General features: G+C 52.9%; 17 protein-coding genes. 6 read left to right on the top strand and 11 right to left on the bottom strand.

Annotation, left to right across the window (positions count from 1 at the left end):
* Positions 1-67 precede the first annotated feature (67 nt).
* The 3 genes from AP057_RS02525 to sodA form a co-directional block, all read right to left on the bottom strand.
* Entirely contained in the window at positions 68-2,176 is a 2,109-nt protein-coding gene (locus AP057_RS02525; RefSeq protein ID WP_055357990.1) for a penicillin-binding protein 2, read from the bottom strand.
* 72 nt (positions 2,177-2,248) lie between these two features.
* Positions 2,249-3,541, bottom strand: coding sequence for an MFS transporter (locus AP057_RS02520; protein WP_055357989.1), 1,293 nt, complete (start codon positions 3,539-3,541; stop codon positions 2,249-2,251).
* A 143-nt stretch (positions 3,542-3,684) separates the two neighbouring features.
* A complete protein-coding gene (gene sodA, locus AP057_RS02515) occupies positions 3,685-4,299 on the bottom strand; it encodes a superoxide dismutase SodA (protein ID WP_033010224.1) in 615 nt (204 codons plus the stop codon).
* 354 nt (positions 4,300-4,653) lie between these two features.
* Between sodA and AP057_RS02510 the strand changes: the two genes are divergently transcribed.
* Positions 4,654-5,427 carry a DUF1189 domain-containing protein gene (locus tag AP057_RS02510; protein ID WP_055357988.1) on the top strand — a complete coding sequence of 258 codons (774 nt, stop codon included), beginning with the start codon at positions 4,654-4,656 and terminating at the stop codon, positions 5,425-5,427.
* On the opposite strand, the gene AP057_RS17715 is transcribed toward AP057_RS02510, so the two are convergent.
* The gene (locus AP057_RS17715) at positions 5,407-5,700 is read right to left on the bottom strand and encodes a hypothetical protein (RefSeq protein ID WP_033014642.1); all 294 of its coding nucleotides are present in this window, start codon (positions 5,698-5,700) and stop codon (positions 5,407-5,409) included. The two genes, AP057_RS02510 and AP057_RS17715, sit on opposite strands and share 21 nt — an antisense overlap.
* Before the next feature lie 299 nt (positions 5,701-5,999).
* On the opposite strand from AP057_RS17715, the gene AP057_RS02495 reads away from it, so the two are divergent.
* The gene (locus AP057_RS02495) at positions 6,000-6,314 is read left to right on the top strand and encodes a LysM peptidoglycan-binding domain-containing protein (RefSeq protein WP_011231945.1); all 315 of its coding nucleotides are present in this window, start codon (positions 6,000-6,002) and stop codon (positions 6,312-6,314) included.
* Positions 6,315-6,396: 82 nt separating this feature from the next.
* Positions 6,397-7,521 (top strand): flavodoxin-dependent (E)-4-hydroxy-3-methylbut-2-enyl-diphosphate synthase, encoded by a 1,125-nt coding sequence (gene ispG / locus AP057_RS02490; protein ID WP_033014644.1) that lies wholly within the window; start codon positions 6,397-6,399, stop codon positions 7,519-7,521.
* Between the two features lie 60 nt (positions 7,522-7,581).
* Here the strand turns inward: ispG and AP057_RS02485 are convergent, their stop codons facing one another.
* Positions 7,582-7,929, bottom strand: coding sequence for a hypothetical protein (locus tag AP057_RS02485; RefSeq protein WP_033014645.1), 348 nt, complete (start codon positions 7,927-7,929; stop codon positions 7,582-7,584).
* A 97-nt stretch (positions 7,930-8,026) separates the two neighbouring features.
* On the opposite strand from AP057_RS02485, the gene AP057_RS02480 reads away from it, so the two are divergent.
* Entirely contained in the window at positions 8,027-8,593 is a 567-nt protein-coding gene (locus AP057_RS02480; RefSeq protein WP_033014646.1) for a nucleotidase, read from the top strand.
* A gap of 17 nt (positions 8,594-8,610) precedes the next feature.
* Here AP057_RS02480 and AP057_RS02475 read toward each other — a convergent pair whose 3' ends face one another.
* The 4 genes from AP057_RS02475 to AP057_RS02460 form a co-directional block, all read right to left on the bottom strand.
* The gene (locus AP057_RS02475) at positions 8,611-9,036 is read right to left on the bottom strand and encodes a Fur family transcriptional regulator (protein WP_033014648.1); all 426 of its coding nucleotides are present in this window, start codon (positions 9,034-9,036) and stop codon (positions 8,611-8,613) included.
* Entirely contained in the window at positions 9,033-9,875 is an 843-nt protein-coding gene (locus AP057_RS02470; protein ID WP_055357987.1) for a metal ABC transporter permease, read from the bottom strand. Before AP057_RS02470 ends, AP057_RS02475 begins: the two co-directional genes overlap by 4 nt.
* A 38-nt stretch (positions 9,876-9,913) precedes the next feature.
* A complete protein-coding gene (locus AP057_RS02465) occupies positions 9,914-10,669 on the bottom strand; it encodes a metal ABC transporter ATP-binding protein (protein WP_049624491.1) in 756 nt (251 codons plus the stop codon).
* An 82-nt stretch (positions 10,670-10,751) separates the two neighbouring features.
* A complete protein-coding gene (locus tag AP057_RS02460) occupies positions 10,752-11,633 on the bottom strand; it encodes a YitT family protein (RefSeq protein WP_080985661.1) in 882 nt (293 codons plus the stop codon).
* Between the two features lie 98 nt (positions 11,634-11,731).
* On the opposite strand from AP057_RS02460, the gene AP057_RS02455 reads away from it, so the two are divergent.
* Positions 11,732-11,992: a DUF2624 domain-containing protein gene (locus AP057_RS02455; RefSeq protein ID WP_033010236.1), complete on the top strand. Its 261-nt coding sequence runs from the start codon at positions 11,732-11,734 to the stop codon at positions 11,990-11,992.
* A 21-nt stretch (positions 11,993-12,013) separates the two neighbouring features.
* On the opposite strand, the gene AP057_RS02450 is transcribed toward AP057_RS02455, so the two are convergent.
* Positions 12,014-12,913 (bottom strand): deoxyribonuclease IV, encoded by a 900-nt coding sequence (locus tag AP057_RS02450; protein ID WP_049624492.1) that lies wholly within the window; start codon positions 12,911-12,913, stop codon positions 12,014-12,016.
* 43 nt (positions 12,914-12,956) lie between these two features.
* Complete coding sequence (locus AP057_RS02445) at positions 12,957-14,261, bottom strand: DEAD/DEAH box helicase (RefSeq protein WP_055357986.1); 1,305 nt, start codon at positions 14,259-14,261, stop codon at positions 12,957-12,959.
* A 184-nt stretch (positions 14,262-14,445) separates the two neighbouring features.
* Here AP057_RS02445 and vrrA point away from each other — a divergent pair, with 184 nt between their 5' ends.
* Positions 14,446-14,985 carry a VrrA/YqfQ family protein gene (vrrA, locus tag AP057_RS02440; protein ID WP_055358089.1) on the top strand — a complete coding sequence of 180 codons (540 nt, stop codon included), beginning with the start codon at positions 14,446-14,448 and terminating at the stop codon, positions 14,983-14,985.
* Positions 14,986-14,989: the final 4 nt, after the last annotated feature.

Below are 14,989 nucleotides of genomic sequence, written 5' to 3'. Positions count from 1 at the left end.
TTTCCGCTAAAAAATAAAAAGAGCTGATCCGACAAAAGGAGCTCTCCCTATCGAATCAGCTTCAGCATCAAGATTGTTCTGTTGTTTCGGTGCCGTCGGCTGGCGGTTGAACAGGCTCTCCAGCCATTCGTTTCGCCTTCAATTCAAAATAGGCGTCCAAAATGCGGCGGCCGATCCGGTCATTAATCCCGTCGCTCTCCCCTTGCGTCGCCCACGGGACGACAACGGCGAACGACACTTCTGGATCGTTGTACGGCGCATAGCCAACAAGCGTCAAGTTGTACGTTGGATCATTCCGTCGGCTTTGGATCGGTCCATCGTAAAACGCCTCTGCCGTCCCCGTTTTGCCGGCCGGCTTGTACGAAGCACTCGCAAAGTACGAATACGCCGTTCCGCCCGGCTCTTGCATCACACGGCGGAATCCTTCTTGCACCCGTTCAATGTACTCGGTTTTCATATCGACGCGGTTTAAGACAACCGGTTCAAACCGTTTGATGACGCGGCTAGGTTCTTTTCCAATGGACGGCTCACGAATTTCTTTGACAAGCTGTGGCTTCATCCGATAGCCGCCGTTGGCGATCGTCGAGACGTATTGCGCCAGCTGCATCGGCGTATACATATCGTACTGGCCGATGGCTAAGTCGAGCAAAAATCCGCCGCGCGTGCTTTGTCCTTGGAAGCCGCTAAGTTCGTTCGGCAAATCGATGCCCGTTTTCACGCCAAGGCCAAATTGGCTGAAATAGTGGCGAATCGTCGCAAATGCCTCTGGATTGATGCGAAGCGGCGCATGCGGACGGTACACACCGCCCCCGATGGCGATCGCTGTTTTAAACATGTAAACGTTCGATGACTGCTTGAGCGCTGTCAGTTCGTTGATCGTCCCCATCGTCTTCCATGATTTTTTCACCGGGGTTCCTTTAATATACAGCGGCTCATCCTTGATATACGTATTCGGATGAAGCACCCCGGTTTGAAAGCCGGTGAGAACGGTCGCCCCTTTCACCGCCGATCCCATCGCATAGGCGGACGTGATGTTGCCGATGGCAAAGTCGACAAATTTGCCGTCTTGAAGAAGCTTGCCGGCCATCGCCAACACTTCGCCCGTCTTCGGGTTCATCATGACGACAAACGCCCGGTCCAAGAGCGGCGATCGGCCTTTGCGCTTCGTCGCCAGAATCTCTTGTTGAATGATTTGCTCAACCTTTTGCTGGAGCTCGGCATCAATGGTTAACACGAGGTCTTTGCCGCGCTCGCCTGGATACACTTGCTCAACCGAGATGACATTGCCCGATTTGTCAACAACGTTTTTCACTTTTGCCTTTTTGCCGTGCAGCACTTCTTCATACTGCATCTCCAAATAGCTTTTGCCGACGCGGTCATTGCGGCTGTAGTCGCGGGCTAAAAAGTAATCGAGCCGTTCGCGCGGGACGCCTTCGTCTTCTTCCGTCACACTGCCGAGCACAGAGCGGAATGTATTGTCATACACGTATTTCCGGTCCCAGTCAACGGTCGTATTGACGCCAGGCAGCTCGCTTAAGTGTTCGCTGACGACCGCATATTCGCGGTCGGTCACCCCTTTGCTTTTGACCGTCTGCGGCGTCAAGGCGTAGCCGCTCTCCATCTCATGTTTAATGGCGATCACTTCAAGCTCCGACTTCGAAATTTGCGCCAAATCTTGCTTGGTGATGCGGTCAAGCGTCCATTCATACACCTTTTTGTCGATCTCTTTTTGTGTCAGCCCTTGGTCAGCGAGCTTTTTCCGTTCTTGTTCGCTCACTTTCTTTTTGGCTTCTTCCGGATGGGTCAAAATCCAATAATCTTTCATGTCTCGCTCCGTCACTTTTTCCTCTGCATCCGGAATGTCGATGTATTGGGCGAGTTTCCTTGCTACGTCCAATATTTCTTCCGGCTGAGTCGTTTTGGAGCGCGTGTACGTAATCGCCTTTTGCGGCGTGTTGTCGACGATCACTTGGCCGAACCGATCGTAAATTTTGCCGCGCGGCACCGGCGTGCTGACGATTTCATCCTGCGTCCGCTCGACTTCGCGCCGGTAGTCCTCCCCATACACGATTTGCACGACCCCAAGGCGCAAAATCAGCGCCGAAAACAACAAGAAGACAAAGAAAAACAAAATGTTCAACCGAATCGGCACTTGTGCCCGTTTCTTCCGTTTCATCCCCCGGCCCTCCTTTCCCCCCTATTGTAAAAGAAAAAGAAGGGGTTGGCTAGGGAAAAACATGGGCGACTTTTATGCTGTCGGGCCGCCCCGTTCATTGGCCAGCTTCGGCCGAAGCAAAAGCCGCCCTTGCCGCTCCCGCTCCGGATGGCCATCAGTCAAGCGGATGCGGCGGACGAACCAATAAATGATCAAATGCCCGGCGCCGCACACAAACATCAGCACACGAATGCCCGTCTGCTCGTTAAAGAGCTCCACCGCCGCCAAAAAGGCAAGAATCGACGCCACCCGTCCGGCGTTTAAAAACAGCTCGCGGACGACGATATATTCGACGCGCGCTTCCGCTGATTTCCAGCTTTTCCCGATCACGTCAAACGTCAACGATGAGTACGGAACAAGCAAAATCGGATAAGCGATGGCAATCGTGACGGCATAAAGAAGAAGGCGCGGGTACGAAGGATGAAAGACGATGAGAAAAATGGCTGCATACAGCAAAAGACCGCCCAACAAAATGGCTTTCATCCGGTATTCCCGCTTCATCAACCGGGAGACGACGTAATAAGCGATAAACGATGTGAAGGAATTGACCAATCCGTACTTGCCAAGCGCCCATTCGCTATGGGAGCTGACGTAGACAAGCACGGAAATGACAAAAACGAACGAGCCTTCACGCAGTCCTTGAAAAAAATGGGCGTTCGTAATGAGCCGCCAGTTCCGGTTTTCATTCCGTTCCTTTAAAATGCGGAAAAATAAATATTTCCCCGCGGCCGCGCGGCGCTTCAAGAAAAAGCTGAGCAGCACCGCAACAATAAACAAACCGAGCGACAACGAAAACGTCACCGTGTACCCCTTTGCCCCGGCCAGCGACGAAATGATGTAGCCGGCGGCAATCGGCCCGATCATGCCGGCTGATGAGGTCAACACCCCGAAAAAACCGTTAAAAAAGTCGCGCGTCTCCGGTTCGGTAATTTCAAATGTCAGCACGTTAAAAGCGAGCCAGTAAAAACCGTAGCCGACGCCGAGCAGCGCGCCGAGAACGAGCAAATATTGATGGGCGCGGGAGCCGACCAGCAAAACCGTGACAAAAAAAACGGCTAAACATGACACGCCAAACCGCAAAACGAGAATGCGGTCGATCTGTTTCGCCAGACGGCCGGCAACGATAAACGTCAGCGGCTGCATCGTGACGACCGCCAAGTTGTACAATGCCAAATCGCGAAAATCGCCGGTCTGTTTCCACAAATAAATGTTGACAAACGTGTTCGACAGGGAAATACCGAGCGCATAAACCCCTCCGATGCAAAGCAAAAGCAACAGGTCGCGGTTCACTTGTTCTTGGCCGGTCAATTTTTCGAAAAATGCCATTGCAAACTCCCCTTTTCATCTATCCGGTAGTGTGGCCATTTCCGCTGCCTCTATGCACCCGGCGCAACGAAAACCGCTCCCTTTGCCTGCCCCCTTCGTCGAAAAAAAAAGGCGGAGCGTTTTGTTTCGCCCCGCTTTGTTCATTATTTTGCTTTCGCTTCGCTGTACCGTTTCGCCACTTCGTCCCAGTTGACGACGTTCCAGAAGGCGGCAATGTATTCCGGACGGCGGTTTTGGTATTTCAAGTAGTACGCATGCTCCCAAACGTCCAAGCCGAGAATCGGCGTTTTGCCTTCCATAATCGGTGAATCTTGGTTCGGCGTGCTTGTGATTTCCAGCTCGCCGTTGTTCACGACAAGCCATGCCCAACCGGAACCGAAACGGCCGGCCGCTGCTTTCGAAAACTCGTCTTTGAACGCGGTGAAGCTGCCGAATTTTTTGTTGATGGCGTCAGCCAGCTCACCCGTCGGCTCGCCGCCGCCATTTGGCGACAAAATCGTCCAGAAAAGCGAGTGGTTCGCATGGCCGCCGCCGTTGTTGCGCACCGCCGTACGGATGCTTTCCGGAAGGGCTTCCAAATTGCTGAGCAGTTCTTCGAGCGATTTGTTTTGCAAATCCGGATGTCCTTCAAGCGCCGCATTCAAATTTGTAACGTATGTGTTATGGTGCTTCGTGTGGTGAATGTTCATCGTTTCTTTGTCGATGTGCGGCTCCAGAGCATCATACGGATACGGCAATGCTGGCAATTCAAATGGCATACCGATCTCCTCCTTTTTGATTTATGTACACGAACGCCAAAGCGTTCGCTTGAGATTAGCTTACCAAAGTTGGAACAATGTTTCAATCGATTTGCTTGTCCTTGCTTTTTGTTTACATATTTTCAACACACCGTTGACCGTTTCTTCATAATGACAAGCTACAGTATATGGCTGCCATTCGTTCCGAAGCCGATGCACTAAATGAACGGGTGTTGCAATGGCGCGCCTTGCTTGAAACCTTTCATTTGCCTTCTGACTAAAGCGGGAAGATGCCCGCTTTTTCTTTGTCTCAAGTTGAATTCTTCCTCTTTCCCGGCTACAATGGAAAAGGAGATAAAGAAAGGTGTGTCTGCGATGAACGTATTCGTCCAGCTGTGGAAAAGCTTATATTCTCCGAAAGACATCGCCCGCTTTCGATTTCAGGGAATTGGGAAAACGATCGGTTATTTGTTTTTGCTGACTTTGCTGTCCACTCTTCCGACGTTTTACTATGTCTCCTCGTCGCTCACTGAAGGCATCCGCACAACGAGCGCCTTATTGAATAACGAGTTGCCGTCGTTTTCGATTGAAAACGGCGAACTTCACTCGGAGGCGGCCACGCCGATTCATATTGATCAAGGCGGATTTACGATCATTTTTGACAGCACCGGCAAAGTGACGAGTGAGAACGTCGAGCAGTTTCCGAACGCCATCGCGCTCTTGAAGCATGAAGCCGTGCTCGTCGCCGGCCATCAGGCGCAGCATTACAGCTATGCCACGTTTCCGGATGTGACTATTACCGACGAAGACGTTCGCGCGTTCATCGCCAGTCTTCAGTCGCTTCTCCCTGTCCTCATCCCGCTTTTTGGGTTCGTTTTATACGTGCTCGCTTGCGCCGGAAAATTCCTCAGCGTATGCGTGCTCGCCTTTTTCGGTCTTGTTTTTGCCGGCGTGCTGGACAAAAAGCTTCGCTACCGCCATACATGGGTGATGTCGGCGTATGCCATTACGTTGTCCACCGTTTTCTTTACTTTAATGGAATCCATGCAAACGGTCGTGCCATACGGCGTGTTGATTCATTGGTTCGTTTCGCTCGCCGTTCTCTTTTTGGCAGTCAAGGAAGTGCCATCAGCCAAACGGGAAATATAAAAAAGCTGCCTGTCGATGCAGGACAGCTTTTTTTGTGCTTACGCTGCTTTGCTTCTTTCTCCTCGTCCTCGACGCGCGCGCCGCCCCCCCGGAGTCTGCCAGCGGCTGAAGCGCTGTAGATCCCACTAGTGCAATGGTGCCGGAGTAGGTTTCTTCTTTCTTTGCCGCTCCTTCATTGCCGCCCGCGTTGTTCTTTTCAGTCTGCCCGCAGCCGGCCAAAACGCCGGTCATCAACAAGGCGGCCAATCCCAATTTGACTCGTTTGCTCCACATTCAGAAATCCTCCCGTTTTGTTTTCGTACTTTCAACGTACAAGACCATTGTAGCGAGACATCGTTAGGCCCTTATAAAGCAGTTGTTGAGTTTCTGTAAAGACAAAAAACAGGAATATTTTCAAAAAGCCGTCAAGCGAGCCTTGAAGGCAAAGAAGAACGGTGATGCTGTTTTTCAAATTGGAGACATTCTTTTGTTGAAGTGTTTTCCTCATGAACTCAACGACCTTGCTAAGGAAGACATATTTTCGCTGGACAAGCATACATATGAAATAGATATACGCATGCGGAGGAAGCGTCATGAAAAAATTCATTTTTCTCCTGCTTCTCTTTCTTTCCAGTTATATCGTTTACCGCGACCTTGTCATCGGAACGCTTCACCCTTCATCTGAAACAGCGGCAGCCGTTGTCCAGTCGAAACAGGCGGCCATCCCGTACCGGACGGTGACCATTCGCCCTGGCGATACGTTGTTGTCCATCATCGAGAAAGAACTCAACGGTCCATTGCCCGTTCCGCTCGAGCAGCTGATCCGTGATTTTGAACGGTTAAATCCAGGCGAACATGCGCAAACATTAAAAATCGGGAAAACTTATAAAGTGCCGATCTATCGCTAACCGGCGAATCGCTTGTCAAACGGCGGATGGCACTGTTACAATAATGCAGAAAGCGACTTGAATGTTAAAGGAGCGAATTCCCGTGGGTGAAATCATCCATCGTTCAAAGACTCGGCCGGTCCGCGTCGGTCCGCTGACGATCGGTGGCAGCAACGAAGTCATCATTCAAAGCATGACGACGACGAAAACGCACGATGTCGAGGCGACGGTGGCGCAAATCCGCCGGCTTGAGGAGGCGGGCTGTCAAGTCGTCCGCGTCGCCTGCCCGGACGAACGGGCCGCCGCGGCGATACCGGAAATTAAAAAGCGAATCAACATCCCGCTTGTCGCCGACATCCACTTTGACTACAAACTGGCGTTGAAAGCGATCGAAGGCGGCGTTGATAAAATCCGCATCAATCCAGGCAACATCGGGCGCCGCGAAAAAGTCGAAGCGGTCGTGAAAGCGGCGAAAGAGCGCGGCGTGCCGATCCGCATCGGCGTCAACGCCGGATCGCTGGAAAAACGCATTTTAGAAAAATACGGATATCCAACAGCCGACGGCATGGTCGAGAGCGCCTTATACCATATCCGCATCTTGGAAGAACTCGATTTTCACGACATTATCGTTTCGTTGAAAGCGTCCGATGTGCGCCTCGCCATTGAAGCGTACGAAAAAGCGGCGCGCACGTTCGACTATCCGCTCCATGTTGGCATCACCGAGGCGGGAACGCTTTTTTCCGGCACGATCAAAAGCGCGGTTGGACTCGGCGCCATTTTAAGCAAAGGCATCGGCAATACGATCCGCGTTTCGTTAAGCGCCGACCCGGTTGAAGAAGTAAAAGTGGCGCGCGAAATTTTAAAAACGTTCGGGCTCGCCTCCAATGCGGCGACGCTCATTTCCTGCCCGACGTGCGGGCGGATTGAGATCGATTTGATCAGCATCGCCAATGAAATCGAGGACTATATCGCCAAAATTAAGGCGCCGATCAAAGTCGCCGTGCTCGGTTGCGCGGTCAACGGCCCGGGCGAAGCGCGCGAGGCGGATATCGGCATCGCCGGCGCCCGCGGCGAAGGCTTGTTGTTCCGCCACGGCAAAATTGTCCGCAAAGTACCGGAAGAACAAATGGTGGAAGAACTGAAAAAAGAAATCGACAAGCTGGCGGAAGAATATTTTGCAAAGCAAAAGGAAAACAAAGCCGCTCTGAAAGGTAGCGCCGCCCAATGAGCGGAATGTTCCTGCATAACGAGAAAGGGCGTCCCCGCCTTGGGGACACCCTCGCTTTTTTTACGTATAAAACGGCATAATAAACAGGCGGACGAGAATGGCGATGACGCCAATCCCGATGGCCCAAGCCCCAAGCGTTTCCGCGCCGCGCCGGCGCGCGATAAACCCGACAATAATGCCGGTCGCCCCTAACAAAATCGGCCAAATAAACAAGGCGATGATGGACAGGGCCAAAGCGAGCCAGCCGAGCCCGGCGCCGTCCGCGCGTTCTTCATCCCGCTCGTCGCGGCGGCGAATCGGTTCAGCGACTTCCGCCGCTGTTTCTTCCATGAAAGTGCGTTCTGGTTCCTCTTTTTCGATCGATTGCACGTAACTTCCATTATACGTGCGCTCGCGGTCGTCTGCCATATGCTTCCCTCGCTTTCCTAAAGTAAGGAGCATTCTTAGTATGAGAAACCGGTGCCATTTTATCAGTGTGAATATTTTCTAAAAGGGGGATGCGACGATGAAACACCGGCTCGGGATCGACATTGACGGCACGGTTACGTGTCCGAGCACATTTATTCCGTATTTAAACGAAGCATTCGGCAAAGAGCTCGCATTACACGACATTACACAATACAATTTGGCGCCGTTATACGGCGTGGCGGAGGAAGAAATGGACCGGTGGCTTGCGGAAAATGAGGCGGGCATTTACGAACGTGCGCCGCTGGCTCGCTACGCGCTTGAGGTGATTGACAGCTGGAAAGACAAATACGAGCTGTATTACATCAGCGCCCGCGGCCGCCATTTGTACGAGCTCACCGAACGCTGGTTTCAACGGCACGGCATCCATTACCACCATATTGAGCTGATCGGATCCCACGATAAAATCGCCGCCGTCCGCCAATACAGGCTGGCCGCCTTTTTTGAAGATAAATACGATAACGCTTGTGAGATCGCAGAAGCATGCGGCATCCCGGTCATTTTGTTTGACACGCCATACAACCAAGGTCCGCTTCCTGACAATGTCATCCGCGTCCGGCATTGGCTCGAGGCCAAGCGTGAAGTCGAGCTGCGCTTGGCGCCATAAGAAAAACATCTCCCGTCTTATATCGGGAGATGTTTTTGGCATTGCGGACATGTTCCGTAAATTTCAAATTTATGGTCGGCGATTTCGTAGCCGTCGAGCTGCGTGGCCAGCCTTTCCATTGGACATATATCGATTTCTTTTGTTTTCCCGCACTCGGTGCAAATGAAATGATGGTGATGGCGGCGGGCGTCGCAGGCGAACCGAAACCGTTTCTCTCCTGACAACTCGGTCATCTCCAAAATGCCGAGCGCAGCAAAGAGCGACAAATTGCGGTACACCGTGTCAACGCTTAAGCCCGGATAAGCGGGACGAAGCGCCTCAAGCACTTCTTTTGCCGTCAAATATTTGTCGCGGCCGGCAAACAGCTCGAGCATTTGTTTCCGTTTTTCCGTATATTTAAACCCTTTTTCCTTCATTAACCGCAACGCTTCGCCAACGTTCATCGCGACCGCCCCCTTCTCCATTTTTTCCATCCTAATACGAGAAGCAAAATGGCCACGGCCATCATGACAATCGTTCCGCCCGGCGCCCAATCGAGTTCGTATGCCGCCAGCAAGCCGACGATGACGGAAAGCTCCCCGAAGAAAACGGAATATGCGATGGCTTGTTTAAAGCTTTTGGCGATGCGGATGCTCGCGGCCACCGGCAGCGTCATGAGCGAAGAAACGAGCAGCACGCCAACGATGCGCATCGACGCCGCGATGACGAGAGCGACAAGCACGATAAACAAAAAATGAATGAGCTTGGCGCGGACGCCGGAAACGCGGGCATATTCCTCATCAAACGAGAGAAGAAACAATTCCTTGTAAAAAGCGAAAATGACGGCGACAGCAACAATCGTGACGCCGAGCGCCGTTCCGACATCAGAGCGGCTGACAGCGCTCACGCTGCCGAACAAGTACGAAAACAAATCAGTTGTAAATCCGTTGGCCGCTGAAATCAAAATCACACTTAAGCCGATGCCGGCCGATAAAATGATCGGAATGGCAAGCTCCTCATAATGCCGGTACACAGCACGCAGCTTTTCGATAAACAGCGAGCCGATGACGGAAAAGCCCATGCCGATGTACAGCGGGTTCCATCCGGCTGCCGCCGGCACGGACTTCCCGAGCAGCAGCCCGGCGGCAATGCCGGCAAGCGTGACATGGCTCAACGCATCCGCGATGAGCGAGAGCCGCCGAACAACGATAAACACGCCAAGCAGCGGCGCGGCAAATCCGGTCAATACCCCGGCCCAGAAGGCGTTGCGCAAAAACTCGTACTGCCATAAGGCTTCCCACACGTGTCATTCCTCCAACGTCAATCGTTTATATGGCCCCTCTAGTGCTCGTGGGAGAGAACGTGAAGCGGATGCCCGTAAAACTGCGAAATGGCTTCGTCGCCAAGCTGTTCAAACTCCTCCGCTTTTCCATGGAAATAGAGGCGTCTGTTCAAACAGGCGATATGGGTGACCCGCTCCGTCATCGTCCCGATGTCGTGCGTCACTAAGATAAGCGTCAAACCGCGGCGGTTCAAATCGCCAAGCAGCTCATAAAACTCGTGCACATGGCGGGCATCCACGCCGACCGTCGGCTCGTCTAAAATGAGCAAATCCGGTTGGCTCGCCAACGCCCGGGCGATAAACACCCGCTGCTGCTGGCCGCCGGACAGCTCGCCGATATTGCGCTTCGCCAACTCGCTCAGCCCAACAGCCTCAAGCGCCGCCGTGACCGCCCGCCGGTCTTCTTTCGTCAACAGGCGGAACAAGCCGCGTTTCGCCGTCAATCCGCTCGCCGCCACTTCCTCAACCGTCGCCGGGAAACCGCGGTTAAAACTGTTGGCTTTTTGCGATACAAAGCCGATTCGATGCCATGCCCGGAACGATTCAACCGGTTCACCGAACAACAAAATGCGGCCATGCGACGGCTTGAGCAAACCGAGCACGCATTTCAGCAGCGTCGATTTTCCCGAGCCGTTCGGGCCGACCAATCCTAAAAATGCTCCTTTCGGCACCGTTAAACTAACATGCTCAAGCACGTTCTCGTTTTCATAACGGAACGACACATCCTCAATTTGCAAAACAAGCCCACTCTCCATGGCGGTTCTCCCTTGCTAATTCAGAATCATTCTGATTTGCTTCACTATGCAAGTATACCCCGCCATCCGCGTTTTGTAAACCTCAATGAATCGCTGATTTAAAGCGGGCGCCGCGCACTTCATGCGTCGGCATAATGGTGATGAACGCATCCGGGTCGATTTCATTGACGATCGATTTTAGTTTTGTCACTTCCAAGCGCGTGACGACCGCATAAATAATTTCTTTTTCTTCATCGGTGTAGCCGCCTTTGCCGATCAATTTCGTCGTTCCGCGGCCGAGGCGGTGCAAAATGGCATCCGAAATCTCCGCATAATAATCAGTGACAATAAAAGCGGCCCGCGTCTCATCAAGTCCTTCGATGACTGCGTCGATCGTCTTGGAAGCAATATAGTACGTCATGACCGAATACATCGCCGCCTCGACCCCGAGCACAAACGCCGCCCAGCCGAAAATAAAGACGTTGACAAACATGACGAACTCCCCGACGGAAAACGGGATTTTTTTCGTCAACAAAATTCCTAAAATTTCCGTCCCATCGAGCGACCCACCATGGCGAATGACCAACCCGACGCCAAGCCCAAGCGCCAAACCGCCAAACACCGTTGCCAAAATGGGCTCGGCCGTCAGCGGGGAAAAATGATGAAATGCCCGTTCAGCGGCTCCGAGAATGACAACGCCTAAAATCGTCGACAACATAAACGTTTTGCCGATGTGCTTGTAGCCGAAATACATAAACGGGGCGTTTAAGAGGATGACAAGCGTGGCAAAATTGAGCAGCCGCCATTCATCTGGGATCAAGTAATCGAGGATGAGCGAAACACCGATAATGCCGCCATCGATCATTTTATTCGGAACAAGCAGCCGCTCGATCGCGAAGGCAGCCAATGCCGCGCCGATGGCGATCATGACCGCCCGGTACAACACATGGTTCAACGGTTCCTTTTTATGCTGTTTTGCCGCCAAATTACCACCCTTTCTCCCTTTGCTTTCATTTCCATTATATCATACACCCCTTTTCTGTTCACGCCATATGATGGAAAAGAACGAAGGAGGCGGTGGCAATGAATTTTTATCAACAGCTTGTCAAGCAAAAGTTGAAAACGATCACCCCGGAGGAATTGGCGGCCTACAGCCGGGACTACGGCCTGCCGATTACCGTCAGCCAGGCGAAAAAAATTCTCCATCTGGCCCGGACGAATGATCTCAACGTTTTCGATCCGCAAGAACGGAAAAAATGGGTGCGCGAGCTGGCGAAAATCACCTCGCCGGAGATCGCCAAAAAAGCGAACGAACTGTTTTTGCAATTTGTGCAAAAAAAGTAAAAAAGGGCGGAACGCCCTTTTTTATTGCTCGTCAGCTGCAATTTTCTCAAGCAATCGATCATCAAAGGTCTTTGCCCGCAGCATCGCAATTTCATGCTTGTACGGTGGTTTTTTGTTGTTTTTCTCCTCACCGACATACGGCGTTTCTAAAATTTTTGGAATATCCTCCAGTTGTGGATGATGGACGATATAATTGAGCGCAGCAAATCCGATATGGCCGAACCCGATGTTTTCATGGCGGTCTTTTCGGCTGCCGCGCGGGTTTTTGCTGTCGTTAATGTGCAGTACTTTCAACCGCTCAAGACCGATGATGCGGTCAAATTCATCAAGCACGCCGTCAAAATCATTGACAATGTCATAGCCGGCGTCATGCGTATGGCACGTGTCAAAACAGACGGACAACTTGTCGTTATAGGCGACGCCATCAATGATGTACGCCAGCTCTTCGAACGTGCGCCCGCATTCCGATCCTTTGCCGGCCATCGTCTCAAGCGCGATTTGCACGGTCTGCTCGCGCGTCAACACTTCATTCAGCCCGCGGATGATTTGCCGGAGCCCCGCCTCCGCCCCGGCGCCGACATGAGCACCCGGGTGCAGCACAAGCTGGCTCGCCCCTATCGCTTCTGTCCGCTCGATTTCAGCGCGCAAAAAATCAACGCCAAGCGCAAACGTATCAAGGTTGACCGTGTTCCCGATGTTGATGATGTACGGGGCGTGAACGACGATCTCCTCAATGCCGTGCGCCGCCATATGTTTTCGCCCGGCTTCGATATTGAGTTCCTCGATCGCCTTGCGCCTTGTGTTTTGCGGCGCCCCCGTGTAAATCATAAACGTATTCGCGCCGTAGGAAACGGCTTCCTCACTGGCGGCGAGCAGCATGTTTTTGCCGCTCATCGACACGTGTGAACCGATTTTTAGCATCCTCTTCTCTCCCTTTTCGTTTCATTCCGGGCCAAGACTACAATTATTTGAAACGGCCAAGCCGCTTTTTCTTCTTTTCGAGCTCGGCGCGCAGCTTTTTCTTATAGCCCGGCTTCACTTTCTTCGCCTTTTTCAGCTTGGCGATCACCGGCGCGAGTTCGTCTTTCTTTTCGCCGGCCCGCTTGCTCCGCCGGTTCCATGGCGGGAGCTCTTTCCATTCGCCGCGCACAAGATCGCGGTGGACGAACGAAATGCCCATTTTCTCCAAGCGGGCGATCGCATCCTGGTCGGACGGCTCGTAAATCGTCGCCGCAATGCCGTTGTAGCCGGCGCGCGCCGTCCTTCCAGCGCGGTGGATGTAAAACTGCAAATCATCCGGCAGTTCGTAGTTGACAACATGGCTGACTCCTTCGATGTCGATGCCGCGCGCCGCCAAATCGGTGGCGACCACGTATTGAAACTCGAGATCGCGGATTTGGTTCATCACTTTTTTTCGTTCGCGCGGCGTCAAATCGCCGTGCAGCACACCGACTTTCAGCCCTTGTTCCGCAAGAAGGTCGGCGACTTCATCCGCCATCTTTCTCGTGTTGACGAACACGATGGCCAAATACGGGTTGTAGCTGACAAGCACATCATGAAGCAGCCTAGCCTTCTCGCGCCCACGCAGCGGAATGAGCACATGCTCGATGTTTTCGTTTGCCGCCTGTCTCGGCTTGACCTGGACGAATGTTGGATTTTCCATATATTTTTTCAAAAACGGCTTCAGTTTTTCCGGAATGGTCGCCGAAAACACAAGCATTTGCAACTCTTTCGGCATGCGGGCGGCGATTTGGTCCACATCGACGAGAAAGCCCATATCCAGCATCAAATCGGCCTCATCAACAACAAGAGTGCGCGCCGTATGCACATCAAGCGCCTGCTCGCGGATGAAATCGTTGATGCGCCCTGGCGTGCCGATGACAATGTGCGGCTGCACCGTCAATTTTTCGAGCGCTTTTTGCTTATCCGTCCCGCCGATGAAACAGCGGGCGATGATCATGCGGTCTTTCGGGCAAAATTTTGTAATCTTCAATGTCTCATGATAAATTTGCGTCGCCAGCTCGCGCGTCGGCGCCGTGATGACAGCCTGCACTTCCGCACGCTCCGGATCGATCTTTTCGATGATCGGCAACAAATAGGCATGCGTTTTCCCTGTCCCGGTTTGCGACTGGCCGACCATGCTTTCGCCGCGCAACGCCCCCGGAATGATGCGTTCTTGAATTTCCGTCGGTTTATAAAAACGAAGCGCCTTAATGGCTTCGATGACAAACGGTTGAAACGAAAAACGGGTAAACTGCGTCTCCGTCATTCCACCACAACTCCCTTCTGCCTGAGCCGCTTCATTTGCTTCACCATTATAGCGAATGTCGGAGGTCGGCCGCAACTAAAGACCACGGCAGCGGGAAAAACCTTTCCCGCCCCGCCCGCATATTGTATGAACGAGGACGATTGTTCATCCGCACAGTGGAAAGGAGGCAACTGTCATGAGTGCCATGAGATACAGCCGGCCCCCGATGATGCCTTCTCCATTCATCGGTGCCCCGCCCGCCCCGTTCGCCCGCATGCCGGCCCCGTTCCCTCGCCCCGGCGGCGCAGGCGGCCTGCTAGCCCGTTTATTTTCCCGCGGGCAGCCGCCAACGGTGGTCCCATCTCCATCGGGGATGCCGCTATTGCAAAACACAGCCGCCAACGCCGCCACAACAGCCAACACAGGCAGCGGGTTTATCGGCATGTTAAACAACGTGCAAAAAATGCTCGGCATCGCACAAAACGTTGTGCCAATGGTGCAGCAGTACGGGCCGCTCGTCCGCAATCTTCCGGGGATGATCCGCATTTTTCGTGAGCTGAAACCAGCTGATAAAAAAGAGGAGAACCCCACCCAACCGGAGCGCGCACCGGCTGAAGAGGAGAAACGAAAATCAGGAGGGCAGGCGGCCAAGAAACGCCCCGTTCCGCGGCCAAAGCGCGAAGAGCTAGCAGAAAAGCGCACGCCAGCCGCATCCAAACCATCAACCCCCAAGCTGTATATATAGCCAT

This window comes from Geobacillus sp. Sah69, assembly GCF_001414205.1.
Taxonomy (GTDB): domain Bacteria; phylum Bacillota; class Bacilli; order Bacillales; family Anoxybacillaceae; genus Geobacillus; species Geobacillus stearothermophilus.
Note: the sequence above shows the minus strand (reverse complement) of the source record. Positions and strands in the feature narration are given on the sequence as shown.

Coding starts and splice junctions, on each gene's coding strand:
- AP057_RS02525 (WP_055357990.1), bottom strand. CDS start 2,176: ATGAAACGGAAGAAACGGGCACAAGTGCCGATTCGGTTGAACATTTTG.
- AP057_RS02520 (WP_055357989.1), bottom strand. CDS start 3,541: ATGGCATTTTTCGAAAAATTGACCGGCCAAGAACAAGTGAACCGCGAC.
- sodA (WP_033010224.1), bottom strand. CDS start 4,299: ATGCCATTTGAATTGCCAGCATTGCCGTATCCGTATGATGCTCTGGAG.
- AP057_RS02510 (WP_055357988.1), top strand. CDS start 4,654: ATGAACGTATTCGTCCAGCTGTGGAAAAGCTTATATTCTCCGAAAGAC.
- AP057_RS17715 (WP_033014642.1), bottom strand. CDS start 5,700: ATGTGGAGCAAACGAGTCAAATTGGGATTGGCCGCCTTGTTGATGACC.
- AP057_RS02495 (WP_011231945.1), top strand. CDS start 6,000: ATGAAAAAATTCATTTTTCTCCTGCTTCTCTTTCTTTCCAGTTATATC.
- AP057_RS02485 (WP_033014645.1), bottom strand. CDS start 7,929: ATGGCAGACGACCGCGAGCGCACGTATAATGGAAGTTACGTGCAATCG.
- AP057_RS02480 (WP_033014646.1), top strand. CDS start 8,027: ATGAAACACCGGCTCGGGATCGACATTGACGGCACGGTTACGTGTCCG.
- AP057_RS02475 (WP_033014648.1), bottom strand. CDS start 9,036: ATGAACGTTGGCGAAGCGTTGCGGTTAATGAAGGAAAAAGGGTTTAAA.
- AP057_RS02465 (WP_049624491.1), bottom strand. CDS start 10,669: ATGGAGAGTGGGCTTGTTTTGCAAATTGAGGATGTGTCGTTCCGTTAT.
- AP057_RS02455 (WP_033010236.1), top strand. CDS start 11,732: ATGAATTTTTATCAACAGCTTGTCAAGCAAAAGTTGAAAACGATCACC.
- AP057_RS02450 (WP_049624492.1), bottom strand. CDS start 12,913: ATGCTAAAAATCGGTTCACACGTGTCGATGAGCGGCAAAAACATGCTG.
- AP057_RS02445 (WP_055357986.1), bottom strand. CDS start 14,261: ATGACGGAGACGCAGTTTACCCGTTTTTCGTTTCAACCGTTTGTCATC.
- vrrA (WP_055358089.1), top strand. CDS start 14,446: ATGAGATACAGCCGGCCCCCGATGATGCCTTCTCCATTCATCGGTGCC.